The organism is Holophagales bacterium (assembly GCA_016699405.1).
GTDB lineage: Bacteria > Acidobacteriota > Thermoanaerobaculia > Multivoradales > JAGPDF01 > JAAYLR01.
The window spans coordinates 1,482,959-1,508,238 of the sequence record CP064972.1 but is presented as its reverse complement, the minus strand read 5'-3'; the positions used below and the strand labels follow the sequence as shown (position 1 = coordinate 1,508,238).

The window sequence follows — 25,280 nt, the reverse complement described above, 5'->3', positions numbered from 1 at the left end:
GCACTCATGGACCGATTCCGTATCGCAGGTCCGGCCGTCCTGGCCGGACGGGTGGCCGCCAGCGGTGCGAAGAACGCCGCCTTGCCGGCCATGGCCGCGACCCTTCTCACCGACCGCCCCGTGCGGCTCCAGCGCCTGCCGCAGGTACGCGACCTCGCCACCCTGCGACGACTGCTCGCGCATCTCGGCCAGGGATCGCAGGAGGAAGGCGACGTCACCACTTTCGCCCCCGCCGGTGAGCCCTGCCTCGACGACGCCCCGTACGAGCTGGTCAAGACGATGCGGGCCAGCGTTCTCGTCCTCGGTCCACTCGTGGCGCGGCGTGGCCACGCCCGCGTCTCGCTGCCCGGCGGCTGCGCCATCGGCGTGCGCCCGATCGACCAGCACCTCGCCGGGCTCGTCGCGCTGGGGGCCGAGGTCCGACTCGAGCACGGAAATGTCGACGTCGTCGCGCCCCGCCTGGTCGGCGCCCGCTTCCGCTTCTCGACCGTCACCGTCACCGGCACCGAGAACCTGCTGATGGCGGCCGTGCTCGCCCGCGGCACGACGGTGCTGCAGAACTGCGCGCGCGAACCCGAGGTCAACGACCTGGCCCGGTTGCTCGTCACCTTGGGCGCCAAGATCGAGGGGATCGGCGAGGAGACGCTGGTCGTCGAGGGCGTCGAGGCCCTCGATGGCGGTGCTCACACAGTGATCGCCGACCGCATCGAGGCCGGGACCTACCTGATCGGCGCCGCCCTGACGGGCGGCGATGTGACGGTCGACGGCGTGCATCCGGAAGCCTTGGCGTCGCTGCTCGAGAAGCTCGGCGAGGTCGGCGCCGAGGTGGAGACCGAGGGGACGGCGATTCGTGTGCGCCGCTCCGGGGAGCTGCGCTCGCGCGACGCTCTCACCGCTCCCTTCCCCGGATTCCCCACCGACCTGCAGGCCCAGTACATGGCGCTGATGACCCAGGCGCGGGGCGTTTCGACCATCTGCGAAAGTGTCTTCGAGAATCGCTTCCAGCATGCGGCCGAGCTCGGCCGCATGGGCGCCGACATCCGGCTCGATGGCCGTTTCGCCCGCGTGCACGGTCCGACGCCGCTCTCCGGTGCCGCGGTGATGGCCACCGACCTGCGCGCCTCGGCTTCGCTCGTCCTCGCCGCCCTCGCGGCGCGCGGCACGACGATCGTCGACCGCATCTACCACCTCGATCGCGGCTACGAGGCGATGGAGACGAAGCTCGGCGTGCTCGGCGCGACGGTCGAGCGACTCAGCGGCTCGTCCCTGGCCGCGCCGCCTTCGACGAAGGAGGAGCCTCATGTCGGATAGCTGCATCTTCTGCAAGATCGCGAGCGGCGAGATTCCTGCCCGTCGACTCTACGAGGACGATCTCGTCCTCGCCTTCGAGGATCTGAGCCCGCAGGCCCCGACCCACCTGCTGGTGATCCCGCGCCGCCACCTCGCGAGCCTGCTCGACGCGAAAGCCGACGACGAGGCGCTGCTCGGCAGGCTGCACCTGGTCGCTGCGCGGCTGGCGCGCGAGCGCGGCCACGACCATGGCGGCTTCCGCGTGGTCACCAACACACTCGGCGACGCCGGGCAATCCGTCTTCCACCTCCACGTCCACGTGCTGGGCGGTCGACGCTTCGCCTGGCCACCGGGATGATGCTGTTCGCCGCGCTCGCGCTGACCGCGGCGCTCGGCACACCGGACCCGCGGCCGGTGATCGCCGAGCAGGTGCGGCGTGGCGAGATCGACGCGGCGCTTGGCGAGGTGCAGGCCGGCATCGCCGCCGATCGCAATCCGGCGTCGAGCGAGGGCCTGCGCCTCCTCGAAGGCCGATTGCTCCTGGCGAAAGGCCACATCGACGAGGCCCGCCGCGCCCTCGAGCGTTCGATCGGTGACGAGCCGACACTCGCTCCTTGGGCACACCAGGAGCTCGGCGAGATCGAGCTCGCCGCCGGAGCCCCGGAGCGTGCGGCCGGTCGTTTCCTGCTCGTCCTCGGAAGCTCGACCGACCGTCGCCTACGCGAGCGCGCTCATGCGGGGCTGCGGCGATCCGCCGAAGCGGGAGGGGGGTGCCGCGCCGTGCTCGGCGCTCTGCCGTCGCGGCTCGAGCGCGACGATTTCCGACGACTCAAGCTACTCGCCTCGGAATGCGCCCTCGCCGCCGGCGACCTCGCGACCGTCGCCGAACGTTGGAAGGCCCTCCTCGTCGAGCGCGACGATGACCGTGTCGCCCAGGAGATCGTCGACCGGCTGGCCCGGCGCGAGCTCGCCGGCCTGCCGCTCCCCACCCTTCCTCCAGACCGACTCGGCCTGGCCTATGCACGCCAGCGGGATTTCGAACGAGCGATTCGCGCACTCGAACCGGCGCTCGCCTCGGCCCAAGGTCCGCGAGCGTGGGAGCTGGCCCTCACGCTCGCGCGCAGCCGGTTCTGGGCCGGCGACCACCTGACGGCCGCGCGCGAGCTGGAGCGTCTCGCCACCCAACCCCTGACGGCGACCTCCCGCGCCGAAGCGCTCTTCTACGCCGCGCGGGCACGCGAGCTCGCCGGTGACGCCGCCGGTGCGCTCGCCGACCATCGCGCTGCCGAGCTCGCGGCTCCGCGGGGCGGATGGTCCGATGCCTCGCGCTTCGCCCAGGTCCGGTTGGCTTCCCAGGCGGGCGACGAACGGGAGGCCATCTCCGCGATCGCCCGGTTCGGCCCCGGACGCGACGCCGCAAGTGCTCGCGCCCGCAGCCTGCTGACGTTGGCGGTGAACGATCTCGTCGCCGGACGCGGCGACCGGGCCGAAGCCTGGCTCGCGCAGGCCCTGCGCGCCGAGCCGGGAACAGACCGCGAGGTCGCCTACTGGCAGGGGCGACTCGCCGAGCTCCGCGGTCGCCAGGACGAGGCGCTCCTTCGCTATCGCCGCGCGTTCGACGGCCGGCCACACCATCCGTTCGCCGAGGCCGCCGTCGTGCGGTTGCAGGGCCAGACACTCCGCCCGTCGGCCGACGCGTCGGCGGCGCAACTGCTCCAGGGCGACCTGCCGGACCGGATCCGGGGTGCTGACCTGGCCCGGGCCCTCGGGTCTCTCGCGACAGGTGCCGGCGATCGCCTTGCGCAGGCGATCCGAAGCGACCCGCGCTACGCCCGCTTCGCCGCGCTGTCGCCCCTCTGGCCACCTCCCGGAGGCACGAAGGAGACGACGCCGGAGGAGCCGACGAAGCGACTCCTCCGGCTCGGTCTCTGGCGCGAAGGAGCGGCAGCTGCCGGGCTCCTCTCCCGCGGTGACCTCGCCGCGGCGCTGGCCGCGTCGATGTTCCTGCTCGAGGCGGGCGAGCCGTCCGCCGCCATGGCGCTGGCTGAGCGAGTCGGCGGAGCTGCCCCTCGTGGGCTCGGCGAATCGCAGTGGCCGCTCGTACTCCGGCGCCTCGTGCTGCCGCTCCCCTACCGCGAGCGGCTTCTCGCCGCGGCGACGCGACACCGCGTCGACCCCGCACTGCTCGCCGCGATCCTGCGAGAGGAGAGCCGGTTCGATCCACGCGCATTCTCGCCAGCGGCCGCTCGCGGCCTTGGGCAGTTCGTCCTGCCCACCGCTCGCCGCCTGGCGGCGCAACTCGGCCTGACAGACTTCGCCGCGAGCGCCCTCGACCAACCCGACGTCGCCATCGAGCTCGCCGCGGCCCACCTCGCCGAGCTCCTCGAACGTTTCGAGGGCCGGCCTGAACTGGCGGTGGCTGCCTACAACGCCGGAGAACCCCAGGCCGAGGCCTGGGCTCGCTCCTGCCGGACGGCGGAGACCGCCGAGCTCTTGAGCCGGGTCAGCTTCCGCGAGACACGAGGCTACCTGGCACGAGTCTTGGAAGCCCGGGGGCGGTACCGGGAGATTGCCGATTGGCCATCGATTCCCACCCCGTGATAGGTTTCCTCGCAGTGTCCTCGGACCTGGAGCTCCCTCTCGCGCCTGCGCCGGCCGTCGAGCCGGTGCAGCTGCTCCTCCCTTCGCCGATCGGCACACTGGGCCTCGAGCTCCAGGGCGCGGTGGTGACACGCCTCGTGCTCTCGCCTCCTCCCAAGGAGCGCAAGCAGTACCTCCCGCTCGGCAAGGTCACGCTCACCGACGAGATCGACGAAGTGGTCGGGCGGCTGTCGGAGTACTTCGCCGGCGCCCGGCGCAACCTCGAGCTCGAGTACGACCTCGGTCCGTCGGGAGCCGACGCCTTCGCGCGGCGCGTGCTCAAGGAGACGACACGCGTCGGCTTCGGTCGAACTCGCACCTACAAGGAGATCGCCGCGGCGCTCGGTCGGCCGAACGCCTACCGCCAGGTGGTCTCGATTCTGCTCGACAACCCGATTCCGATCATCCTGCCCTGTCATCGGGTGGTGCCCAGCAAGGCGGGGATCGGCGGCTACGTCGCCGGTGAGGCGAAGAAGCGCTGGCTGCTTCGCCTCGAGCGGATGACGCCGGCGGCCGGCTAGGAGCGATGGCGTCGGGATCGACGCCTCACCCCCGCCGGCCGCGACGAAGAAACGACCTCAGTTGATCGCCTCGAGCTCGATCTCGAGCTCGACCTCGGCCCCCGCCGAAGCCTCGAAGCTCCGCTCGACGCTGCGATAACCCGGCCTCACGACTTCCAGCCGATGCTGCCCGGGGTCGACCAGGAGGCCGGAGTGGAGTCTCGCGAGCTCCTCGCCGGTACCGAGGAATCGTCCGTCGAGATAGACCGAGGCATCCGCGGGGACGATTCCGAGTTGGAGCCGCCCCGGCTCGCCGCGCAGATCAAGCGCTCCGCGATCCTCGGGCGAGGGCTCGGCAGAGCGCGGCCGGAGGACGAGCTCTTCCTGACGCTCCCGGTCGCGGCGCAACCGCTCCTCGCGGCGCACCGTCGACTTCGAGGCGAGGTCTTCGGGCTTGACGGCATCGCCCGGCTCCATCCGGTCGTCGATCTGAACGAGCTCGCCCGCCTCGAGGGAAATCTGCCGTGCGATGGTGACGAATCCCGGCTCGTAGATCGCCAGGTCGTGCGTCCCCGGCTCGATCCAGAGGTAGTCCGGGAAGCCGTCGAAGTCGTCGCAGACCCCGACGAAGCGGCCGTCGAGGTACACCGAGGCCCGCTCCGGACTCACATCGAGATCGAGCGCTCCCGCTCGTGCGCCGTGGACCGGGCTGCCACCCGGAACGACGACGATTTCCGGTCCGTAGTAGGGGTAACCGTACCAGCCGTACCAGCCCGGGTAGTAGCCGCCCCAGCCCCACCCCAGGCTCCCGCTCCAACCCGGACGGACCCCCGGATGATGGCCTGGCCGCGAGGAGGGCCGATAGCGTCCATCGTGGGAGCTGCCCGGACGATGTCCGCCGGGTCTGCCCTCGGGTCGAGCCGACGGCGGCGCCCCACGATGGCTCTGCGCCGACACCTGCGGAGCACTGTGGTCGCTTCCCCCCTGAACGGCCGACGAGGTCTGGCCCTGCTGCCCGTGCCTGCCCCCGCCATGCTGCTCCTCGGCCACGGCAGGTGAGACGAGGGCCGGAAGCAGGCCCAGCGTCAGCGAGAGGAAGATGATCCGCCGGTCAAGCGGACGATTTGGGTTCCTGCGATCCTGCGGCTTGGCGCTCCCCATGGGAGATCTCCTTTCGTCCCGCCCCGACGACCCGATCCTGCCAACCCCGGTGGAGCCCGCGAATGTAGTGGTACCGAAGTGCGGCCTCCCAGAGGCGGGGGCAATTCACCGGAAACCTTTGCAAGGCCCGCGCCACCCCCTCTCTCAGCCACTGCAACGCACCTGACGGCAGCGGCGGCGGCCCCGCGGGAGAGAGCCCGAGGAAGGGCCCCAGCTCCGGATGCAGGCGGTAGAAGACGACCGCACAGTAGCCTGCACGCTCCTGCCGAATGGTGAACCGGTGAAACGACGTCGGGTGATCGTGCGCCACGCGCGCTTCCGGGGCATAGACCATCCGTTGCCCTCGTCGATCGAGCCGGTAAGACACCTCGATGTCCTCCCACGCAGCATAGGGAAAGGCGGTGTCGAACGGCTCGGCGAGCAGGCGATCACGGCCCAGAGAGATATTCGAGGTGTAGAAGAAATTGAACGGCACCCGCTCGGGATCCGAGATCAGCGCGAAACCGAACTGCAACCCGTTTTCGTTGATGTGCTCGAGAAAGGGGGTCCGCCGCATTCGTCGATGCCAGTCGGTGCGACCGAGCACCGTCACGGCCGGGTCGGCCCCCCGGCGCTGCCACGCCGCAGCATGAGCGGCAAGCCACCCCGGGGAGGGGACGGTATCGTCCCCCAAAAAGGCCACCCGCAGCCCCCGGGCGATGGCCACTCCGGCGTTGCGGGCAGCAGCCGGGCCGCGATTCTCCTGGCGGAGCGACCGGAAAGGGAACGCAGGCCGGAACGAGTCGATCCAGGCCGGCGTTCCATCGCTCGATCCGTCATCCACGACCACGACTTCGAATGTCGGCGCCTCCCGCTGGTCACCGAGCGCGGCGAGCACCTCGGGCAGGACGTCGAGCCGGTTGAAGGTCGGGACGACGACGGTGAAGAACGGATCACCGCCCGCTGGTCGTTCGCGAAGGGCGCTCATCCGCCGAGCTCCATCATTTCGGCGAGCGTCCGCTCGACGAGCGGCAGGTCCGCCGGCAACCAGGCGCGGAACCCTGGACTGGCGAAGAGCGCCGCGTCGCCCGGATAGGTCGGCACCAGATAGAGCGGAAACTTCTCGAACAGCTCGCGATCGCTCCTCCGCCGTCGTTCCTGCACCTGGCGCCGCTTCTCGGCGGAGCGGTCGAGATGCCCGAGGAGGTGGCTCATCGCTCGCAGCTGGGCGATCGACCGCGGATCGTCCAGCGCCACGCCGGGGCCTTCCATCCCGGCCACGAGACGCTTTTCGAGCGCACCGGTCGGATCGGCCAGGCGCGCCAGTCGCCTGGCCAGGCGCGCGGCAAGCGCTCGTGCCCGCCGCGTCAGCGCCCCGCCCCGTGCCGGCGCCCCACCGGCGCTCGGGACGGAATTCGCGCGATAGGGGTCTTCGTCGAGCAAGGCTCCTCCGGCGTTGCCCTCGACCAGCATCGCGCGAGTCCGCGAGAGGAAGGTCAGCAGAATCGCCGGCATCAGCCGCTCCCAGGTTCCCGCTTCGAGGTTCTTGCAGGCGGTAGCGAAGGCGTTGCGCTCGAAGAGCAGACCGCGATTGAACATGCCGAGCCTGTCGCTCGTCCCACTGGAGCGGTGGTGAACCACCGCCGCCGGCGACGAGACGACGCGCTCGCCGCCCGACCAGAGGCGCCAACCGAGATCGACGTCCTCGAAATAGGCGAAGTAGTCGGGATCGAACCCTCCAGCGGCGAAGAACGACTCTCGGCGGACCAGCATGTTGCCGCCACACGGGAACGGCAGCTCTTCCCCAGGGGCCGGCAGCGCCGCTGCCGCGAGGCGACGACGGTGGTCGAGCTGGAAGGCGTGGCCGTCGAAGGTCATCACCCCGCGCCCGAAGTCGAGCCGCTCCCCCTCCCAGTCGACGATCAGCCCCGCCACCGCCGCGACGTCCGCGGGCTGGGCGGCAGCCGTTGCCACCAGCTCACCCAGCCACTCCGGCCGCGGCCGGGTGTCGTTGTTGAGCAGCACCAGCGCGTCGCCGGTGGCCGCCTCGGCCAGCCGCATGTTGCCGGCGCAGAAGCCGAGGTTCCGCTCGCTCGCCAGCAACCGCACGTTCGGATAGGCGGAGCGCACCCAGTCGACGGTCCCGTCTCGCGAGCCGTTGTCGAGCAGCAGGATCTCCCACGGCACGCCCGGATCGTGTTGAGCGACGAGCGCCGGCAGACAGCTTTCGAGATGCGCTCGCCCATTCCAGGTGAGCACCAGAACCGAGACTTTGTGCGGCGCGCTCATCGCCCCTCGCTCGCTTTCAGAAACGTCGGCCGATGCCGCTTCAGCCAGCGCCGCAACCGCAACGAGAAATCGTCCGGTGGAGAGGCCGTGCCCGGACGAAAGGCAAAGGCCTCTTTCGTCGCATCGCGACGCGGTCGCTCGAGGAAGGACACCAGGGGAGCGATCGCCCGCTCCCAGACAAACGCCTGGGCGAGCTCACGTCCGCGCTCGATCCGCCGTTCGACCGCCTCGCCGCCGGCGAGGACCTCGCGCAGCGCCGCAGCGAGATCCTCCGGCCGCTCGGGCGGGACGACCCACCCCGCCGATTCGGCTTGCAGCATCCGGCTGAGCGCTCCCCCTTCGGAGGTCACCACCGGGCAGCCACAGGCCAGCGCCTCGAGGAAACGCGTGCGCAACGCCAATCGCGTCTCGAGCGTCAGGCGATGCGGGGCCACCAGGAGGTCGGCATCCCGCAGCAGATCGAAGCGACGATCGGCCGGAAGCCAGTCGAGTGCGTGCACCCGCTCGCCCCACCAACCGAGCGCGCGGCAGCGGCGCTCGACCTCGGCGAAGAGCCGTTGCGGCGTCGCCTGCGGGTTCGGATTGCGCAGCAGCCAGAGCGACCAACGTCGGTCCTCGAGGCGCTGCAGCGCGTCGAGAAGGGTGAACGGGTCGTACCAGTCGTAGAGACCGCCGAAGAGGATCCGTCGTTCGCCCGAGCTGCGGGCAGGAAGAACCGGCCGATGGCCGGGAAGGTGATCCGGCACGCCGAACGGGACGACGTCGATCAGCCCGCGCAGATCGGGGTCCTCGCGCAGACGGTGCGGGTTCACCCGGCCGAGCGCGCTCAGGAATCCGAGGTAGAACTGCCGCTGCTCCTCCGACGAGCAGAGGAAGAAGTCGCCGCGCGACATCTGCAGCACCCAGGTGGCGTGGTCGTTGCGATATGGATCGAGTCCGAGGCTCTCGACATACTGGAGGTTCTCGACCAACCACGGGTCGTAGAGGTCGATGACCACCGGGCGATCCGGGGCGGCGAGCACGGCGTCGTTGGCCAACTGCCCCTGGGCGACGACGACCTCGCGGTCGGCCAGCTGGTCGGCGAGCCGTTGCGCGTCGAATTGACGAAGCGAGCCCGCCGGCAGGCCGAGGGCAGCCATCTCCTCCACCGAGGCGGGCGAGATCGTCACGACGTCCAGGCCGCATCCGGCCAGACGTCGCGCCAACTCGAGGTAGCGGATACCGATGCCCGCCAGGCGGGGACGCAGCGGCTCGCTCGAGAGGAGGGCGACGCGCGTCACGGCTCCGACCGCGCCGGCGACCGATGAAGCCATCGATGAAGCCTCATCGCCCGCGTCGACTCCATCTCGCGGATCAAGGCACCGAGCCGCTCGATCTCGCCGTAGGTCGCTCGCAGACTCTCGTCGCGCGCGGCGAGCTCCCGACGCAGCGCGGCCTCTTCGCGTCGCAAGGCCGTCTCGACGTCGAACAGCCGCCCCACCTCCGCGTGAAGTCGCTTCTCCTCGCCGAAGAGGCGATCGAGCTCGGCTTGGCGCTCCTCGAGCACCCGCTCCAGCCGTTCACGCTCTTCGCGCAGGCCAACGGTTTCGCCGTGAAGGCGGTGGTAGTCGCTTTCGAAGCGTGCGGCACGACGAGCCAGATCCCGGCGTTCGCGCGACTCGCTCGCCGCTCTCTCGGACGATGCAACCTCTTCGTCACGCAACCGGGTCACGACGCGCGCCAGCCGCTCCGGGGAAAGCCGCTCGAAGTGGCGCTCGATGACCCGCGCCTTGACCGCGAGGAAGTCGCCTCGCTCCCGGGGGCTCTCGCCGAAGACCTGGGCTCCGCCGCGGAAATGGCGGTATTCGCAGGTCACCTGGGCGCGATGCTGGAAGGCCGCCACCTGGGCGAGGCGAACGAGCAGCTCCCAGTCCTCGAAGAAGGGCAGCGACTCGTCGACCGGGCCGACCGCGAGCAGGAGGTGCCGCTCGACGAGCAGCGTGTTGAAGGGAATGTAGTTGTCGACCAGCAGCAGATCCGGATCGAAGTCGCGACTGTAGGGCAGGCGGCGCTCGACCTCGAGCCAGCCATGCACCGGGTCCAGCTCGTAGATGCCGACCGCCGCGTCGCTGTAGGCAACCCGCGCGCCGGTGCCGTCGACGAGGCCGGCGAGCACCTCGAAGTGTGCCGGCTCGACGCGATCGTCGTCGTCGAGGAAGGCCACGAAGTCGCCGGTGGCCGCGGCGATCCCGGCGTTGGCCGCCGCCGCGCGGCCACGTGGCTCCCGGTGGTCGACCTGTCGCAGCGGAAACGGGAGGTCGACCGGGAGCTCCGGGGGCTTCCCGCCGTCGTTGACCAGGACCAGCTCGAGGTGGCGGTAGCTGCTGGCGGCGAGGCTGGCGATCGCCTCGGAGAGGAGCGCCGGCCGATCGCGGGTCCGGACGACGACCGAGATCCGCGGCCCCGCGTGCACCTCACGGCGTTCCAGGCTCCCGCCGAGCCGACCCACCAAGCCCTCGAGCCCGTGCGTCCGGAAATCGGCGCTCGTCAGGCGACGGTAGCCCTCGGCTGCCGTCACCGCCGGCGAGAGGGTCAGCGTGCGGTATCGGCGCAGGCCGAGCGCGGCGTTGAGGTAGGGGTGACGCTCTTCCTGGCTCGCGTAGTGCCGCATCGCCGTGGAAAGCGATTCGATCCGGCTGCCGACGTCGACGAGCAGGTCGGGAAACGCCGGCCGATTCACTTCGTAGACGAGGACTTGCAGCTCCTCGGTGGCCACCGACAGCGGATCGCCGCGCCGCAGCGGCGAGAGCACCCGATGCAAGGCGGCGAAGGCGGCGCGATGGTCCTCGGTCAGCTCCAGCGGAGAGGGAACCAACAGAAGCTGCGGGCGCTGCATGGTGATCGCGCGGGTGATCGCGGAGCTCGCGGCGTCGAGATGCGCGGCCAGCTCGCCGTCGGGCAGGTCGAGGAATTCGATCCCCACGATGCCGAGCACCGCGCCGGCGCGCGCCGCCTCCTCGCGACGGCGGCGGGCGTAGCCCGCGGGCGTGTCGACGGCCTCCGCACCGCGCCCACCCGCCCCGTCGGTCAGGAAGAGAATTCGGATCGCCGCACCCGCCTCCGCCAGCGTCGCGAGCAGTCCGCCGCAGCCGACCACCTCGTCGTCCGGGTGCGGCGCGAGCACCAGAACGCTCGCGGCGCGGACCTCGTCGGTGACCCCGGGAAGCTCCGGCTGCCGGATCACGCGCCCCCCCTTTCGGTCGACGGCTCGGGGCGCCCACGGGCGGCGAGCCGCCAGCGCAGGCGGACCACGTCACGCAGCATGCCGAGCGACGACCAGACGGGATGGACGCGCGACCCGTCGGCGTTCGCCCACTCGACGCCCACCTCGGCGATGGCATGGCCCCGCTGGCGCGCCCGCAGGACCAGCTCCACGTCGAAGGCGAATCCGTCCACGGTCATCTCGGCGAACAACTCGCGCGCGACCTTGCCGTCGAAGAGCTTGAAGCCGCACTGGGTATCGCTCAGCCCCCCGACGCCCAGCGCCCGGATGATCAGGTTGAACCCCCGCCCCATCGCCTGCCGGTACCACGGCTGATGGCGCACCACGCGAGAATCGTCCAGGCCGCGACTGCCGAAGACGAGCGGCGCCGCGGAGAGATGCGGTTCGAGGCGTGCGAGCTCGGCGATCGGCGTCGAGAGGTCGGCGTCGGAGAGCAAGACGGTGTCGCCACGGCTCGCGGTCACCCCGGCACGCACCGCCGCCCCCTTGCCACGATTGCCGGGCAGTCGGAGGAGGATGACCCCGCGTTCCCGGAACGGGTCGACCGTCGCCGCCGTCCGGTCGCCTGATCCGTCGTCAACGACGATCACCTCGGCCCCACCCTCGCGAGTCGCCACGAATTCGAGGACCTTCTCGAGGGTCGGGCCGATGCGGGACTCCTCGTTGAAGGCCGGAATGACGATCGACAGGCGCATGGCTGTGTCATTCTACGTCTGTCGTCCGGGCAGCATCGCGTCACACCCGGCCCAAGCGACCGCACCCTCCGCGATGACCGATCTCGAAGACACCCGGCCGGACTCGCCCGTTGCCCGACTGAGCTCCGCAGAGGTCCGCCTCCGGGCCTACCGTCCTGGGGACGAATCCGAGATCCTGAGACTCTTCGAGCGATGTTTCCACGTCCAACGCTCGCTCGAACAGTGGAATTGGCTTTACCGCGTCAATCCCTTCGGTGGGCCCTGGATCGAGCTCGCGGTCGATCCGAACGACCGGATCGTCGGCCACTACTCCGGCTATCCAGTGCGTTTTCACCGGCAGTTCGGCGGAGGATGGCGCGACCTCGTCGCCTCGCAAGTCGGCGACACGATGACCGCACCCGAGGTCCGCCACCTCGGTCGCGGACCGACGAGCCTTCTCGCTCGCCTGGCCGCGACCTTCTACGCCCGCCGTCGTGCGGACCGTGTGGCCTTCAGCTACGGATTCAATACCGGCAACATTCACCGCTTCTCGTTGCGCTACGTCGGAGCTCGCGAGCTCGAAGAGGCTCGTCAGTGCGTGCTGCGCCCCGCTCGGCTGGCCGAGTCGACTCGCGCGAGCGGGCGATCCTTGAGGCTCTGGGGCGCTCGCGTCGAGGTGCTGGACCCTCGCGATCGCCGTCTCGACGCGCTCTTCGAGCGGGTCCGTCACGGCTACCGCTACCTCGTGCGTCGGGATGCGGCTTACCTTGCTTGGCGCTACGGGGCGGCTTCGGGCCGGGACTATCGGGCATTCGCCGTCACTCTGCGCGGCGAGATTCTCGGTTGGTCGGTCTTTCGCCGCGAAGGCCCGCGGCTGCTCTGGGGCGATGCGCTGTTCGACCCGACAGCGACCGGAGCCGCAGCCCGCCTGCTCGATCACGTCCTGGAAGGAGAGCTCGGCAACGACCTCGAGCAAGTGGACGGCTGGTTCTCGCGAAATCCACCCTGGTGGTCCACTCAGCTCGCCGAGCTCGGATTCCACGTCGAGGCCGAGCCTCAGGCCCTCGGATTCGTCTTCGTTCCAGGACTGGACACCGATCCGTTGCCGGCCTTCCGCGACAGCCTCTACTACACTCGAGGCGACAGCGACCTCTTCTGATCCGTGTCGGCCGGCTTCGCCCAGTCGATGAACGGAATCAACCGCCGCTCGGCCCGGGCCGTTGCTCTTCCTTGACGAACCGACAAGCCGCGATCTCGCGCTGCTGATCGTCACAGATCGCCAGGCGCCAGACACCTGGATCGAGCCGCCCCAGCGCTTCGGCTGTCAGGCCAAGCTCCAACGGATCGCCGGCCAAGACCTTTCGCCCGGCCGCCGGGAATCCGGCGGCAAGCGGCGAGAGCTCGATCCACCGAGCATCGCCCGCTCGCGCAGCCGGAACCAGGCGGGAGAGGTCGGTCGGCGGAGCCGGCAGGACCGTTCCCGCACCGGATGGGACAGGAATCCGATCGAGAATCGCGAGGAGGATCCGGGCACCCCGGCGGAAGTGGAGACGGCGAAAGCGTTGTTCCGATTCGGCGAACCAAGCAGCGACCTCTGGCTCGAGTCGGGCACTGCGACCGAAGAAGTGAATCGCCGTCGCCGCGGGGACGAGGACGGTCGGCAGCCCCGCCCGCCGCGCTCGCGTCAGCCAATCGCACTCTTCGAAATACAGTCGGTACTCGGCGTCCATCGGACCGACCCGGTCCCAAGCCGAGCGCGAGACCGCCAACAGGGCCCCGCTCAGCGTTGGCGTTGCCAACGGCTCGCTCGCCGTCCAATGCCGACATGCGTGCTTCCTCCAGCGGCCCACGGCTCGCCGACGGAAGGGCTCGCCAAGTCGCCCGAGGCGCGACCAGCACTCGTCGACGAGCTCGCGACGTTCAGTCGGAGGGAGCAGGTAGCCGTCCGGTCGATCCCAGAAGAACCGCGGGCCAGCCGCTGCTGCGCCATGGCGGAGTGCCTGGAGCAGCGCCGCGAGACAGCCGGGCTGCACCAGCACATCCGGATTGGCGAAGAGCAGGAAAGCAGCTCGGGTCTCGGCCACGCCGCGGCCGATCCCGCCGGCGTACCCGAGGTTGGCGCCCGGCTCGATCAGACGAGCCGGCAGCGTCGCGAGCTTCGCGCGTTCCGCTTCGGTGCTGCCGTTGTCGACGATCACCCACTCGGCCGAGATGCCGCTCTCCCTGGCATCGTCTTGCAGGGCGCCGAGCGCTCTCGCCAAGAGATCCGGGGTCCGATAGTGCACGAGAACGACTGCCAGCTCGGGAGCAACCGGATGCGTCGACGGCGGATTGACGCGACCACCGGACCCCGCGATCTCCGCTCCGCCGTCGACGAGCGGGCTCGGCACCGGGTTGGCGAGGCCCGACGGGGCGGAGGCGTCGGGCACCGTGTCGCCGACGGGTTCGCCGCGTCTCATGCTCTTCCACCGGCCGACGAGGCGTCGATTGCCGTCATCGCCGCATCGTCCAGGGTGAAACGAAGCGCTTCGAGGTTCTCCCGGAGATGGCGTTCGTCACCGCTCGACGGCAACGGCGTCAGGCCCTTCTGGAGACACCAGCGCAGGAGGACCTGCGCCGGCGAACGACCGATGCGCCGGGCCACCGAGGTGACCTCCGGCAGCTCCAGCACTCCGGCGGTCGAGAGGGGTGAGTGCCCGAGCAAGGCAATCCCCTCCCTCCGGCACCACGCCACCGTGTCGGCATGCATCGCCAGCGGATGATGCTCGATCTCGTTGCAGCTGGGCCGAGGGTGCCCCAGTTGTTCGATCTCCGTCGGCGAGAAATTGCTGACGCCGATGGCCGTGGCGAGCCCACGCTCGGCGAGCTCGACCATCGCCCCCCAGGTCTCGGACGGCGCCACGTCGTCGCTGGCGATTCGTCCGTCGGCCTCGCGCGGCAGGGCGCGCCGCTCGAGCTCGGCCCGGCCGAGCTCCTCGACATCGCCCAGCGGCGCGACATGTCTCCATGCCTCCGGTGCATGCAGGAGGTAGAGGTCGAACTCGGCAAGACCCAGGCGGAGCAGCGAGGCCTCGCAGGCGGCGCGGAGACGGTCGGGGCGGAAGCTCGTCCTCCAGGCCTTGCCGACGACGACCACGTCACGGCGTGGCGGTGAGGTGGGCGCATCGAGCGCGCGCCCGACCTGCCGCTCGTTGCCGTAGAGCTCGGCCGTGTCCAGCAGTCGGTAGCCGACGGCGAGCGCCGTCGTCACGGCGGCTTCGAGGTCGACCCACCTGCCGCCCGGACGGAACGGCGAACAGCCGAAGCCGATCGGCGGAAGGTTCATGCCCCGGACCGCAGGAGGGTGCCGAAGAATCCAGCCAGCGCCGCAGCCGTCGCTTCAGGCCGGAACGACCCCGCTGTCGCTGCGCCACCCTGCCGCAACCGTTCGAGCTTCGCCGACCATGCCGGAAAGTCGTCGACGATCTCGATCACGCGCTCCACCAGCGCGTACACGTCGTGGTTCGAATGGACCAGCGCGTTCTCGCCGTCGCGTAGGAAGTCCCGGCCGCCGACCGCCTCGTAGCACACCGGGACGCACCCGGCAGCCATCGCCTCCGGGACGGTGGAGTTGAACGCCTCGTGCGAGTTGACGTTCACCAGGAGCTCCGACGTGCGCATGAGCCGGGCGACCTCGGGATGCGACATCCCTTTGAGCACCTGGAAACTCCAGGTCGGGCGCCGGGCGATCGCTCGCTCGAGCAGCGAAGCGGCGATCGGCTCGTCCGGCAGACCGGCTGCGGCGTAGCCCGGCTTGCTGACAAGAAGGACGCGTTGCTCTCTTCGTTCCGTCTCGTGGCGCTCGAAGAAGAGGGGTGCGACGAACGGAGGGATCAGAGTGGCGCCCAGCCCGAAGTGCCGCTCGACGACGTGGGCCACGTGCGGCAGCACCGCCATCGCCGCCCGATAGCCGAGATCCGGGTAGCCGTCGCGCCCCCCGAGGCCGCGAAGCACGAGGAAGCTGCCCTGCACGAAGACGATCCGCCGACCGGGGAAGGTCACTGCCGCATCGGTGGCGGCGAGGATCTCCGGCACGACGAGGAGGTCGTCCGCTGTCGGCGAGTAGTCGCGGTCGTCGAGATAGACCAATGGCTCGTCGAGCGTCCTCCAGAAGGGCCGGAATGGTCGTCGATGGTGGAGAACACAGGCCGCGAATCCGTCCCGCCGCAGCAGCGCGACGTGCTCGTAGAGCATCCCCACGCCCCAACTCGGCTCGGGATGGTCCGGACAGAGGTAGAAGATCATCCTCGCGTCGCCCTCGGATCCCGCGCCCGCGCGCTCAGCGCGTCAGCGCATAGATGCAGCCGCGGCAGATGAAGTCGGCGGGCGCCTCCTCCATCCCGTAGACCCAACGCCGGTAGAGCGCCATCCGTTCGCCACCGAGGATCTCGTCGAGCGTCTCGACGTTGAGGTCGCCCACGACGTACCGGTCGTGATAATCCTGGCAGCAGAGAACGCACTGGCCCATCGGGTTCACGTGGACCCATTCGACCGGTCGCGAGCCGGTCTGCTCGCACCCGCAGAGGCGGACCTGCCGGCTGATGGGGCGAAGCCCGATCGGCACAGCCCCGGCACGGTCCATCACCTCGTAGAACACCACGTTGAACCGACTGCCGCGGAAGCGCTCCTCGATCTCGGCGAAGTCCCTTCGATGTCTCTCGTCACCCGTCCCGAGCACCGCCATGTCCATTTGCGGCGCGAGTGGCTTGTCCTTGAGGTAGTCGAGGTGCCGCAAGACGATCGGCAGATGGTCGCCGCCTCTCTCGACGCGATAGCGCTCGCGGTCAAGCGTCGAGAGGTTGATCGAGAGGTAACGCAACCCTCCCATCTCGAGGAGCTTGTCCACGCGCTGCGGCGTGAGCCCGGTGGCGTTGGTCAGCACGGCGGGAGGCAGTCCATACCGCTTCAGCATCGCCACCTGCTCGAGGAATCGCTTGTCGGCCGTCGGCTCGTTGTAGTGGATCATCGAGACGCCGTCGATCGTCGATTTGTACGCCGCGAGCTGGGCGACGATGCGCTCGTAGAACTCCATCGTCATCGCGTGGTCCGCGCGGCGGTCGACCGACACCGGACAGAAGTAGCACGCCTGGTTGCAAACGGTGCTGGCCTCGAGCGAGACGTACTTGAGACGGAAGCGCTCGGCCAGTCGCGGCGCATCTTCGATGAGCCAGCCCTCGTCGACGAGGCGCCGACGCAGCTGCTCGTGCAGCTCGAGGATTCCCGCTTCCCCGGACAGAATCCGGCTCATCGCGACGAACGCCGGGTCGTCGGAGCGGAGCTCTCGGTCGGTGAGCGGATTTCGGATCTTGTCGGGAAACGCAGCCAGGAATGGCTCGCTGACGAGTCGGGTGGACTCGTTCGCTGCCAGTATCCGGCCGTGTGGGGTGTCGTTCATCGGTGCTCCGTGCGTTTCGCGTTCACGCCTGCCGGAATCTCGGGGATCGCACTCGCGTGGCGACGAGCGTGGATGGTACCACTCGGCTCCCGGCGCTCTCGTCGTGGGTTCGCTCGCTGGGTACTCGAATCAAGCGACCGGACTGGCCCATGGGCGGACCAGGAGGAATGACCGCCGAGGGCGAAGCCAACGCGGCGATGATCGGAAACCAGCGCCTCACTTCACGATCCAGCGGTGCGCCGTCTCCAGCAGGGCGAGCTGATACCGCCCGCCCTGGATACTGAACGCGGGACGGATGACGTGGCGGTCGAACACGTGCAGACCGACACGATCGAGGAGAAAGGCGTAGAGGACGAACTCGCCCTTGGTCAGCGGCAGGTCCGGGATCTCGAGCTCGGCGTGGTAGCGGGTCGAACCGGAGAAGGGCGGCACTCCGGAAAGATGCGTGGCGAACGACATGACCTCGACTTCGTCGCTGCGATTGACACCGATCCCGAGGTGAAATTCCAGGTCCGGCGAGTCGGCCTCCCAGTCGACACCGATGCGGAGCGTCTCGCCTCGCCGGAGAAACGGGTGCTCGCCTCGGCTGGGCTCCAGCCGCACGGCACGGATTCTCCCCGGCCGGGGCGCTGCGACGTCGTGGTGGACGGCAAGCTCGTCGGGCCTCACCCTCGGAGCGGACTTTCTCGTCAGGTGTTCTTCGTACTCCCGGATCACGTCGCTGGCCGGTCCGAAGGAGACGACCTCCCCTTTCGAGAGCCAGATCGCCCGCTCACAGAAGGTGGAGACGTAGTACATCGCGTGCGAGCAGAAGAGCAGGGTCCCTCCACGCTCGACGAAGTCGAGCATCCGGTCCATGCACCTCTTCTGGAAGTAGCCGTCGCCGACCGAAAGCGCCTCGTCGACGATGAGAACGTCTGGCTCGACCGAGGTGGCGATCGCGAAGCCGAGTCGCATGGCCATGCCGGTCGAGTAGGTGCGCACCGGTCGGTCGATGAACTCCCCGAGCTCGGCGAAGTCGAGGATTGCCGGGGTGCGTTCTGCGGTTTCGGTGGCGGAGAGGCCGATCAATGCGGCGTTGAGCTGGATGTTCTGCCGGCCGGTGAACTCCGGGTGAAAGCCGCTCCCGAGCTCGAGCAGCGAGGTGATCCGGCCGGTCACCCCGACCTGACCGCTCGTCGGAGCCGTGACGCCGGCAACGATCTTGAGCAGGGTGCTCTTCCCGGCACCGTTTTCGCCGATGAGTCCGAGACTCTCGCCCTTCTGCAGAACGAAGCTGACATCGGCGAGCGCCACATGGCGGCGACCGGGGGCGCCCAGTCCGGCAAGCGCGCCGAGGCGCTGCCAACTCGACCCATAGGTCGCGTAGGACTTGCTGAGCGCTCGGGCCGAGATGACCGGGGCCGGGGCGGGTTGGGGTGCGGACATCAGTGGAAGATACGGCTCAGGTCGCCGGGACGTCGCGAGACCTTGGCTCCGGTGGGACGAGGGGGAACCGGGCCGAGGCGCAAACGACATTCCTGGCGAGTGGACGGTCTCGCGTGTCGATTCAGGACGGACCCTCGTCTCGATCCGAGACGAGAGTCCGTCTGACCAAGCGACTCAGGAGGGCGGCCCGGGATAGACCTCGCTCCACCCTCCGGGCAATCCGAACGAGCCCGTCGCCTCGAGGCCCGAGAGGAAGAGCTCGGTGTTCGCCGGCGTGGACGCCGGCGCTTCGCCGCTATAGGCCGAGAATCCGCCGGCGTTGCTGGCCCGGACTCGGAAGGTGTACCCCGTCAGCGGGGCGAGGCCCGTGATCTCGGCGCGCGTCGCATCCGGCTCGAGGGTCAGCACTTCGGAGTACGGGCCGGTGCCCACCTTCATCTCGACTCGGTAGTCCGTTTCGTTCGTAGCGACGTCGGCCCAGTCGAGCCGAATCCACCCGTGCGAGATCGGGGTTGCCGCGAGGTCGATCGGCGCTGCTGGCGGAAGCGGCAGCGTGGTCGCAGAGACTGTTGAGGTATAGCCGGAGAATCCCTGGCCGTTGGCCGAACGCATCCGGAAGTCATAGGTCGTATTCGGGCTGAGGCCCGTGACGTCGCCCGTCGTCGTGTTGGCCCCGAAGCTCGCGACTTCGGCGAAGGCCGCAGCGCCGGTCCTCGCCTCGACACGGAAGCTGGTCTCGTTGTTGGAGTTGTCGACCCAGGTCAGTCGCACCGAGCTCGAGCTCAGCGTCGCGGCGGCCACGCTCGTCGGTGCCGCGGGGACCGACGCCTGCGTCGTACCCGAGGCGACCGCCGAATAGCTCGAGTAGCCGGCGTCGTTGCTTGCCCGGATCTTGAAGCTGTACGGCGTCGATGGGGTGAGCCCGGCCAAGGTCAGCACGGTGACGTTCGGTCGCAGGACCTGGATCTCGGAGTAGGCGCCGCCATTGACGGACATCATCACGTGGAACAGGTTCTCGAAGGTCGAGGTGTCCGTCCAGTTGAGGCGGATCGACGACTCCGAGAGCACCGTGGCGCTGAGGCCGGTCGGTGCCGTGGGAGGAAGTGTCGTCGACGGGTTGGCCCCCTCGAAGACGCGCATGATGAGGGTGCCGGTGGGGAAACCGTGAATCGCCGTCGCCGACTGGGCGTCCTTGCGAATGCGCATGGTCGCTTGGTAGTTGCCCGGCACGAAGAAGGAGCGGGTGAGGATTGAGCCCGTGTTTCCCCAGTCCTCGTAGATCCCGTCGCCGTTCCAGTCGTAGTCGTAGTACGTCGGCCCGCAGGCAACCTGTTCGTCGAAGGTGATCGGTCCGGCATCGACCACGCAGCCGAAGCCTGCGGTGCAGGTCATGTTGCTGCCGACCGTGGCGAGGAACTTCGTGATGCCAAAGCCGCTGCAGCTCGAGGTGACCTGGACCTGGATCGTGCTGCTCGTGATCGGTCCGGCGCCGCAGTTACGAATGTAGGCCGTGACGTTGTAGGTCCCGATCCCTGGATAGGTGTGCGCCGGATTCGGACCGGATGTGGGATCGCTCGTCCAGTTGAGCGGCGTGTTGTCGCCGAAGTCCCAGGCCCACTCGGTCGCTCCCTGGCTTTGGACGTGGAACTGCACGACGACGCCGACCGGCGTGTCGGCCGTCGGTGCCGCGAGGAAGGCCAGTGTCGGTGGGCTGTTGATGGTGATCGAGGCGGCCTTGGCGTCACTTCCAGCACTGTTCTGTGCCGTCGCGGTTCCTGTGTAGACACCGGGAGACGTTGTCGGACCGGTCTGCCAGGAGAAGGGATTGACTCCGCTTCCCGAGGAGACGAGCTGATTCGAAGGACTCCGAACTTCCCAGGTGAGCGAGGGCGTCGGCGAGCCGGTGACGCCGTTGGCGGTCAGTGTGACGAGACCGCACTGCAGGGCAGGGTTCGGCGAGGCGGTGACGCTGGCGATCGTCGGCGCCACCGGCCCAGCGCTCCCCCACGAATGGAAGTCGAACAGCGCGAAGGCGGCACGGTAGAAGATGTTGTTGTAGAACTTGCCACGCCGTGGCCCGACGTAGTTGAAGCCTGTCGGGTTGGCACGGAGGTACCAGCCCCAGTAGCCGACGCTGTAGGTCTGGGTCACGCCGTTGTAGATTCCGGACGCCTGGAGCGTCGGCGTCGGGGTGACATCGACCGGATTCGACGGCGTACTGACGTTGAACAGCCACTCGCGGTTGACTTCGGGGACACCGCAGCGGTTGTCGCTGCCGAGGAAGAGAAATGGCGTGGTGCCGGAGCGCGAGAACGTCAGGAAGTAGAACGACGTGTTGGCACTGATCAGGGACTTGGTGACCAGCGGCGCCGGTAGGCTGCCGCACGAGCTCGTGATGCAACTAACGTCGTAGATGCGGAGCTCGTTGAAGAGGCGCGCCCCGAGGTAGTAGACCGAGCCCTGCTTCCAAAGGGCGACACCGTAGACTCCCTGCGTGGACAGTCCCGAGAGCTTCTGCTGCACGGCCGTGCAAGTACCGCCGCTGCAGGAGGCGATGTTCGAGACGTCGTAGATCTCGAATCCAGTGGACGGTGCGTGGCTGACGACGATGTAGTTGTCGACACCCGCAACGTAGACGGCACCGAAGGAGCCGATCCGTCCCTTGTAGACCCCGCCACCGCAGTGGAGAGTCGTCTCGTCTTCGTTGCAGTAGGTCCCCAGGGAGAGCGCCGAGGTCATGTCGAGGGCGTATAGCCCAGGCAGACCGCTGGATGCCGCGTAGGCTGCCGCGAAGGCGTAGTGTCTCCCGCCGATCGTCGCGGCATAGACCTCCTCGACCGTCTTCTCTTTGAACTGGTATTTCACCGTCGGTGAGCTCTTGCTCGACAGGTCGAGGATCGCGGCTCCGAATCCAGCGGCGCCGCCGACAACCGCCACCGTGTCGACCCCCGACGGGGCGTCGACGGCGCGGATCGGCCACTTCTCCTCGCCCACCGTCCACCATGGGAAGGCACTCTGATGTGCCTTGCCCAGGAGTGCGGGGCTGTCCGGCGTACTGCGGAGGTCCCAGACCTGCAGGCCGTGGCTGTACGAGACGATGCCATAGCCGTTCTCGATGTCCACCCCGGTGAACATCGGGTAGCTGGCATAGGTCTGCTGGAACTCGTTGAAGCCCGAGGAGTCACGACAGTCTGCCGGCGACGGCTGCCCGGTGCTCCCGATGCAGTGGGTAATCGTCAGCGGCGAACCGTTCAGGTCGGTCACCGGCGTCAGGGTTCCCCAGAGGCTCGAGGGCGCTGGCGTGGCTGGCGTGGCGTTGCAGGTAATCGGCGGGACAGCGAAGATGGCGCCACATCCCTGCCGGTCGCACGTGAACTGGGCATTCGCCGGCGCTCCGAGGACAGCAAGCACCGCCGCTGCCTGAACGAGAGTTCGGACAGACGTCATGGAGTTCGATCGGGACATAGGCGATCCTCTCGTGTTCCGGGTGCAACTCTCCCTACTAGGGTGCCGGACCCGTCGTTCTGAGTGTAACCCAAACGGCCGATGCGCTCCTCGTCCCGAGGGGCAGGTGCACCAACTGGCCGAGCCAAATCAAGCAATGCAAGCCTCGGGCCAGGCCCGGCACCGACCGCGTCCGGACGAGCCAGGCCCCGACCTGATCGCCGACCGGAAAAGAAACGGGCCCCGGCGAACCGGGGCCCGTCGATGAGGCAGTGAGGCGGTCGAGCTTAGTTGCCGATGCGGGCGTGGCTGGCAGCCGTGGCGCTGTCGAGCTTGATGGCGTCGAAGCCCACGCTGTACCGGCCCTCGGCCGACATGATCGTCTCGACCCAAGCCTGTGCCGCGAGCGGATCCTCCGGCGGGTTGTTCCCGGCGGCGGCCACGGTGGCGTTCAGGTCGAGGAAGAGCCAGCCGAAGCTGAACGAGACCGGGAAGTCCTCGCCGTCAACAGCCGTGCGCTGGGCCTCGGCCGGGAACGGGATGATTCCCTCGTTCGGCAGCGGCGGCGAAACCGGCGTCGTCTGCGGAACCTCCGGGTGCTCCTGCTCGTCGAAGATCACGATCTGTTCCTGACCGAGCGGGTACCACGACGGACGCAGGTTGAGCGTCGCCGGGCAGGTGAACGCACCCTGGTTGACCTTCGAGTCGCGCCAGGCGATCAGGTCGGTGCCGCCCGAGAAGGCGCCGCCGAGGATGTAGCGGGTCGCGAAGTTGGTGGCGAGCGGCTCGCGGTTGTCCGCCGCCGTCCACGTCACGTAACGACCATAGAAGGTGTACTGACCCGGGACCGACGTCTCCGGATTCGTCGCCGAGGCCTCGATGTGGACCATCGTCTCGCCCGACGCGTAGTTCTCTTCCGGGGTGACGAAGAAGTAGTCGCCCCACAGCACGTTCTGGTTCGTCGCGTCGCCCGTGCCACCGGCCACGAAGTAGCCGGCATCGCCAGGGAAACGCAGCGTGCAGTTGTTGACCGTGTCGATCGTCACGTAACCACGAGCGACGTTGTCACCGAACACCTGGCCGGCGCAGCGGCCACCGAGCAGCGACGAAGCCTGGCCGGTGAGCGACTTCTTCAGGTGGTCGATGTAGGTCGCCGACAGCGGGCCGAGCGGCAGCTGGCCGGTGCAGCTCGCGAAGTTGATGTCCTGCGAGAAGGTGCCCTTCGGGCTGATCGTGTCGCCCGGGTCCTGACCCGCCGAAGCGGTGCGCGGCAGCGTGCCGTTGATGATGTCGCGCATGTTGACGGTCTGGACGTCGTAGCCGGTCAGGTAGATGTTGAAGTCGAGCACCGGCACCGACAGGTCGGACCACACCACGACGTGGGCGAGAACCGCCGTCGCCGAAGCGTTGTTGACCGAGAACAGGGTCGTCAGGCCGTTCGTGTTGGCCAGGTCGACCTCGAAGTACGGCAGCAGCAGGGTCGCGGCCGGCACGTCGTCGACGGTGCCGATCACGGCGGAAGCCTGTCCACCCAGAGCCACGAGGCTCACCAGGGCGAGGCAGAGAACGAGCTTCTTCATTTGAGAGATTCTCCTCGATTCGATTGAACATGCCGGCCGCGGGAACGCCCCGGGACCAGCCACTTCGGTTCCTTCGTCAAGCGCGCGGTCCCAGAGAATAGGACATCACCTCCCGCTCAAGACTTGAACTCGGTCCAGCATAGCCGATCGAGAGCCGGCCACCAAGGGCAGGTCTGACAGGCGCAGCCCGGAACCTTGCCAAAAAAGAAACGGGCCCCGGCGAACCGGGGCCCGTCGATGAGGCAGTGAGGCGGTCGAGCTTAGTTGCCGATGTGGGTGTGGCTGGCAGCCGTGGCGCTGTCGAGCTTGATGGCGTCGAAGCCCACGCTGTACCGGCCCTCGGCCGACATGATCGTCTCGACCCAAGCCTGCGCCGCGAGCGGATCCTCCGGCGGGTTGTTCCCGGCGGCGGCCACGGTGGCGTTCAGGTTGAGGAAGAGCCAGCCGAAGCTGAACGAAACCGGGAAGTCTTCGCTGTCAACAGCCGTGCGCTGAGCCTCGGCCGGGAACGGGATGATGCCCTCGTTCGGCAGCGGCGGCGAAACCGGCGTCGTCTGCGGAACTTCCGGATGCTCCTGCTCGTCGAAGATCACGATCTGTTCCTGACCGAGCGGGTACCACGACGGACGCACGCCCATCGACGCCGGGCAGGTGAACGCACCCTGGTTGACCTTCGAGTCGCGCCAGGCGATCAGGTCGGTGCCGCCCGAGAAGGCGCCGCCGAGGATGTAGCGGGTCGCGAAGTTGGTGGCGAGCGGCTCGCGGTTGTCCGCCGCCGTCCACGTCACGTAACGACCATAGAAGGTGTACTGACCCGGGACCGACGTCTCCGGATTCGTCGCCGAGGCCTCGATGTGGACCATCGTCTCGCCCGACGCGTAGTTCTCTTCCGGGGTGACGAAGAAGTAGTCGCCCCACAGCACGTTCTGGTTCGTCGCGTCGCCCGTGCCACCGGCCACGAAGTAGCCGGCATCGCCAGGGAAGCGCAGCGTGCAGTTGTTGACCGTGTCGATCGTCACGTAACCACGAGCGACGTTGTCACCGAACACCTGGCCGGCGCAGCGGCCACCGAGCAGCGACGAAGCCTGGCCGGTGAGCGACTTCTTCAGGTGGTCGATGTAGGTCGCCGACAGCGGGCCGAGCGGCAGCTGGCCGGTGCAGCTCGCGAAGTTGATGTCCTGCGAGAACACGCCCTTCGGGCTGATCGTGTCGCCCGGGTCCTGGCCCGCCGAAGCGGTGCGCGGCAGCGTGCCGTTGATGATGTCGCGCATGTTGACGGTCTGGACGTCGTAGCCGGTCAGGTAGATGTTGAAGTCGAGCACCGGCACCGACAGGTCGGACCACACCACGACGTGGGCGAGAACCGCCGTCGCCGAAGCGTTGTTGACCGAGAACAGGGTCGTCAGGCCGTTCGTGTTGGCCAGGTCGACCTCGAAGTACGGCAGCAGCAGGGTCGCGGCCGGCACGTCGTCGACGGTGCCGATCACGGCGGAAGCCTGTCCACCCAGAGCCACGAGGCTCACCAGGGCGAGGCAGAGAACGAGCTTCTTCATTTGAGAGATTCTCCTCGATTCGATTGAACATGCCGGCCGCGGGAAC

General features: G+C 68.7%; 19 protein-coding genes. 5 read left to right on the top strand and 14 right to left on the bottom strand.

The genetic code is table 11. The features are described from left to right. Positions 1-6: 6 nt before the first annotated feature. Genes murA through IPJ17_06485 form a run of 4 tightly spaced genes read left to right on the top strand, consistent with a single transcriptional unit; the run spans position 7 to position 4,451 of the window. On the top strand, positions 7-1,311 hold the full coding sequence (gene murA, locus IPJ17_06500) for a UDP-N-acetylglucosamine 1-carboxyvinyltransferase (GenBank protein QQR75222.1): 1,305 nt from the start codon (positions 7-9) through the stop codon (positions 1,309-1,311). Next, positions 1,301-1,648 carry a histidine triad nucleotide-binding protein gene (locus IPJ17_06495; GenBank protein ID QQR75221.1) on the top strand — a complete coding sequence of 116 codons (348 nt, stop codon included), beginning with the start codon at positions 1,301-1,303 and terminating at the stop codon, positions 1,646-1,648. Before murA ends, IPJ17_06495 begins: the two co-directional genes overlap by 11 nt. Next, on the top strand, positions 1,645-3,891 hold the full coding sequence (locus tag IPJ17_06490) for a transglycosylase SLT domain-containing protein (protein ID QQR75220.1): 2,247 nt from the start codon (positions 1,645-1,647) through the stop codon (positions 3,889-3,891). The genes IPJ17_06495 and IPJ17_06490 overlap by 4 nt, the downstream gene beginning before the upstream one ends. Positions 3,892-3,905: 14 nt before the next feature. Beyond that, positions 3,906-4,451, top strand: coding sequence for a methylated-DNA--[protein]-cysteine S-methyltransferase (locus tag IPJ17_06485; protein ID QQR75219.1), 546 nt, complete (start codon positions 3,906-3,908; stop codon positions 4,449-4,451). Between the two features lie 57 nt (positions 4,452-4,508). Here IPJ17_06485 and IPJ17_06480 read toward each other — a convergent pair whose 3' ends face one another. From IPJ17_06480 to IPJ17_06455, 6 genes are read right to left on the bottom strand one after another with little or no spacing between them, the layout of a single operon-like run. Further along, positions 4,509-5,591: a PEGA domain-containing protein gene (locus IPJ17_06480; protein QQR75218.1), complete on the bottom strand. Its 1,083-nt coding sequence runs from the start codon at positions 5,589-5,591 to the stop codon at positions 4,509-4,511. Then, a complete protein-coding gene (locus IPJ17_06475; protein ID QQR75217.1) occupies positions 5,542-6,558 on the bottom strand; it encodes a glycosyltransferase family 2 protein in 1,017 nt (338 codons plus the stop codon). Before IPJ17_06475 ends, IPJ17_06480 begins: the two co-directional genes overlap by 50 nt. After that, positions 6,555-7,859, bottom strand: a complete 1,305-nt coding sequence (locus IPJ17_06470; protein QQR75216.1) for a glycosyltransferase family 2 protein — start codon at positions 7,857-7,859, stop codon at positions 6,555-6,557. Before IPJ17_06470 ends, IPJ17_06475 begins: the two co-directional genes overlap by 4 nt. Further along, positions 7,856-9,172 carry a glycosyltransferase family 4 protein gene (locus tag IPJ17_06465; GenBank protein QQR75215.1) on the bottom strand — a complete coding sequence of 439 codons (1,317 nt, stop codon included), beginning with the start codon at positions 9,170-9,172 and terminating at the stop codon, positions 7,856-7,858. The genes IPJ17_06470 and IPJ17_06465 overlap by 4 nt, the downstream gene beginning before the upstream one ends. Beyond that, entirely contained in the window at positions 9,136-11,082 is a 1,947-nt protein-coding gene (locus IPJ17_06460) for a PIG-L family deacetylase (protein ID QQR75214.1), read from the bottom strand. The genes IPJ17_06465 and IPJ17_06460 overlap by 37 nt, the downstream gene beginning before the upstream one ends. Then, positions 11,079-11,816 (bottom strand): glycosyltransferase family 2 protein, encoded by a 738-nt coding sequence (locus IPJ17_06455; GenBank protein ID QQR75213.1) that lies wholly within the window; start codon positions 11,814-11,816, stop codon positions 11,079-11,081. Before IPJ17_06455 ends, IPJ17_06460 begins: the two co-directional genes overlap by 4 nt. Between IPJ17_06455 and IPJ17_06450 the strand changes: the two genes are divergently transcribed. Then, entirely contained in the window at positions 11,815-12,954 is a 1,140-nt protein-coding gene (locus IPJ17_06450) for a GNAT family N-acetyltransferase (GenBank protein QQR75212.1), read from the top strand. The genes IPJ17_06455 and IPJ17_06450 overlap by 2 nt on opposite strands. Positions 12,955-12,991: 37 nt before the next feature. Here the strand turns inward: IPJ17_06450 and IPJ17_06445 are convergent, their stop codons facing one another. From IPJ17_06445 to IPJ17_06410, 8 genes are all read right to left on the bottom strand, one after another. Then, positions 12,992-14,254, bottom strand: coding sequence for a glycosyltransferase family 2 protein (locus IPJ17_06445; GenBank protein ID QQR75211.1), 1,263 nt, complete (start codon positions 14,252-14,254; stop codon positions 12,992-12,994). Then, positions 14,251-15,120: an aldo/keto reductase gene (locus IPJ17_06440; protein QQR75210.1), complete on the bottom strand. Its 870-nt coding sequence runs from the start codon at positions 15,118-15,120 to the stop codon at positions 14,251-14,253. Before IPJ17_06440 ends, IPJ17_06445 begins: the two co-directional genes overlap by 4 nt. Beyond that, positions 15,117-16,079 (bottom strand): glycosyltransferase, encoded by a 963-nt coding sequence (locus IPJ17_06435; protein ID QQR75209.1) that lies wholly within the window; start codon positions 16,077-16,079, stop codon positions 15,117-15,119. Before IPJ17_06435 ends, IPJ17_06440 begins: the two co-directional genes overlap by 4 nt. Positions 16,080-16,113: 34 nt before the next feature. Further along, on the bottom strand, positions 16,114-17,229 hold the full coding sequence (locus IPJ17_06430; protein QQR75208.1) for a radical SAM protein: 1,116 nt from the start codon (positions 17,227-17,229) through the stop codon (positions 16,114-16,116). A 216-nt stretch (positions 17,230-17,445) separates the two neighbouring features. Next, complete coding sequence (locus tag IPJ17_06425) at positions 17,446-18,657, bottom strand: ABC transporter ATP-binding protein (GenBank protein QQR75207.1); 1,212 nt, start codon at positions 18,655-18,657, stop codon at positions 17,446-17,448. A gap of 174 nt (positions 18,658-18,831) precedes the next feature. Further along, entirely contained in the window at positions 18,832-22,104 is a 3,273-nt protein-coding gene (locus IPJ17_06420; protein QQR75206.1) for a fibronectin type III domain-containing protein, read from the bottom strand. Between the two features lie 284 nt (positions 22,105-22,388). After that, positions 22,389-23,681, bottom strand: a complete 1,293-nt coding sequence (locus IPJ17_06415; protein ID QQR75205.1) for a hypothetical protein — start codon at positions 23,679-23,681, stop codon at positions 22,389-22,391. A 260-nt stretch (positions 23,682-23,941) separates the two neighbouring features. Beyond that, positions 23,942-25,234 carry a hypothetical protein gene (locus tag IPJ17_06410; protein ID QQR75204.1) on the bottom strand — a complete coding sequence of 431 codons (1,293 nt, stop codon included), beginning with the start codon at positions 25,232-25,234 and terminating at the stop codon, positions 23,942-23,944. Positions 25,235-25,280 lie beyond the last annotated feature (46 nt).

Excerpts from the sequence above, each read along its gene's own strand:
- IPJ17_06420 (QQR75206.1), bottom strand. The coding sequence starts at position 22,104 with ATGACGTCTGTCCGAACTCTCGTTCAGGCAGCGGCGGTGCTTGCTGTC.
- IPJ17_06455 (QQR75213.1), bottom strand. The coding sequence starts at position 11,816 with ATGCGCCTGTCGATCGTCATTCCGGCCTTCAACGAGGAGTCCCGCATC.
- IPJ17_06450 (QQR75212.1), top strand. The coding sequence starts at position 11,815 with ATGGCTGTGTCATTCTACGTCTGTCGTCCGGGCAGCATCGCGTCACAC.
- IPJ17_06465 (QQR75215.1), bottom strand. The coding sequence starts at position 9,172 with ATGGCTTCATCGGTCGCCGGCGCGGTCGGAGCCGTGACGCGCGTCGCC.
- IPJ17_06490 (QQR75220.1), top strand. The coding sequence starts at position 1,645 with ATGATGCTGTTCGCCGCGCTCGCGCTGACCGCGGCGCTCGGCACACCG.
- IPJ17_06440 (QQR75210.1), bottom strand. The coding sequence starts at position 15,120 with ATGAACCTTCCGCCGATCGGCTTCGGCTGTTCGCCGTTCCGTCCGGGC.
- murA (QQR75222.1), top strand. The coding sequence starts at position 7 with ATGGACCGATTCCGTATCGCAGGTCCGGCCGTCCTGGCCGGACGGGTG.
- IPJ17_06475 (QQR75217.1), bottom strand. The coding sequence starts at position 6,558 with ATGAGCGCCCTTCGCGAACGACCAGCGGGCGGTGATCCGTTCTTCACC.
- IPJ17_06430 (QQR75208.1), bottom strand. The coding sequence starts at position 17,229 with ATGAACGACACCCCACACGGCCGGATACTGGCAGCGAACGAGTCCACC.
- IPJ17_06495 (QQR75221.1), top strand. The coding sequence starts at position 1,301 with ATGTCGGATAGCTGCATCTTCTGCAAGATCGCGAGCGGCGAGATTCCT.
- IPJ17_06470 (QQR75216.1), bottom strand. The coding sequence starts at position 7,859 with ATGAGCGCGCCGCACAAAGTCTCGGTTCTGGTGCTCACCTGGAATGGG.
- IPJ17_06410 (QQR75204.1), bottom strand. The coding sequence starts at position 25,234 with ATGAAGAAGCTCGTTCTCTGCCTCGCCCTGGTGAGCCTCGTGGCTCTG.
- IPJ17_06480 (QQR75218.1), bottom strand. The coding sequence starts at position 5,591 with ATGGGGAGCGCCAAGCCGCAGGATCGCAGGAACCCAAATCGTCCGCTT.
- IPJ17_06425 (QQR75207.1), bottom strand. The coding sequence starts at position 18,657 with ATGTCCGCACCCCAACCCGCCCCGGCCCCGGTCATCTCGGCCCGAGCG.
- IPJ17_06435 (QQR75209.1), bottom strand. The coding sequence starts at position 16,079 with ATGATCTTCTACCTCTGTCCGGACCATCCCGAGCCGAGTTGGGGCGTG.
- IPJ17_06415 (QQR75205.1), bottom strand. The coding sequence starts at position 23,681 with ATGAAGAAGCTCGTTCTCTGCCTCGCCCTGGTGAGCCTCGTGGCTCTG.
- IPJ17_06445 (QQR75211.1), bottom strand. The coding sequence starts at position 14,254 with ATGAGACGCGGCGAACCCGTCGGCGACACGGTGCCCGACGCCTCCGCC.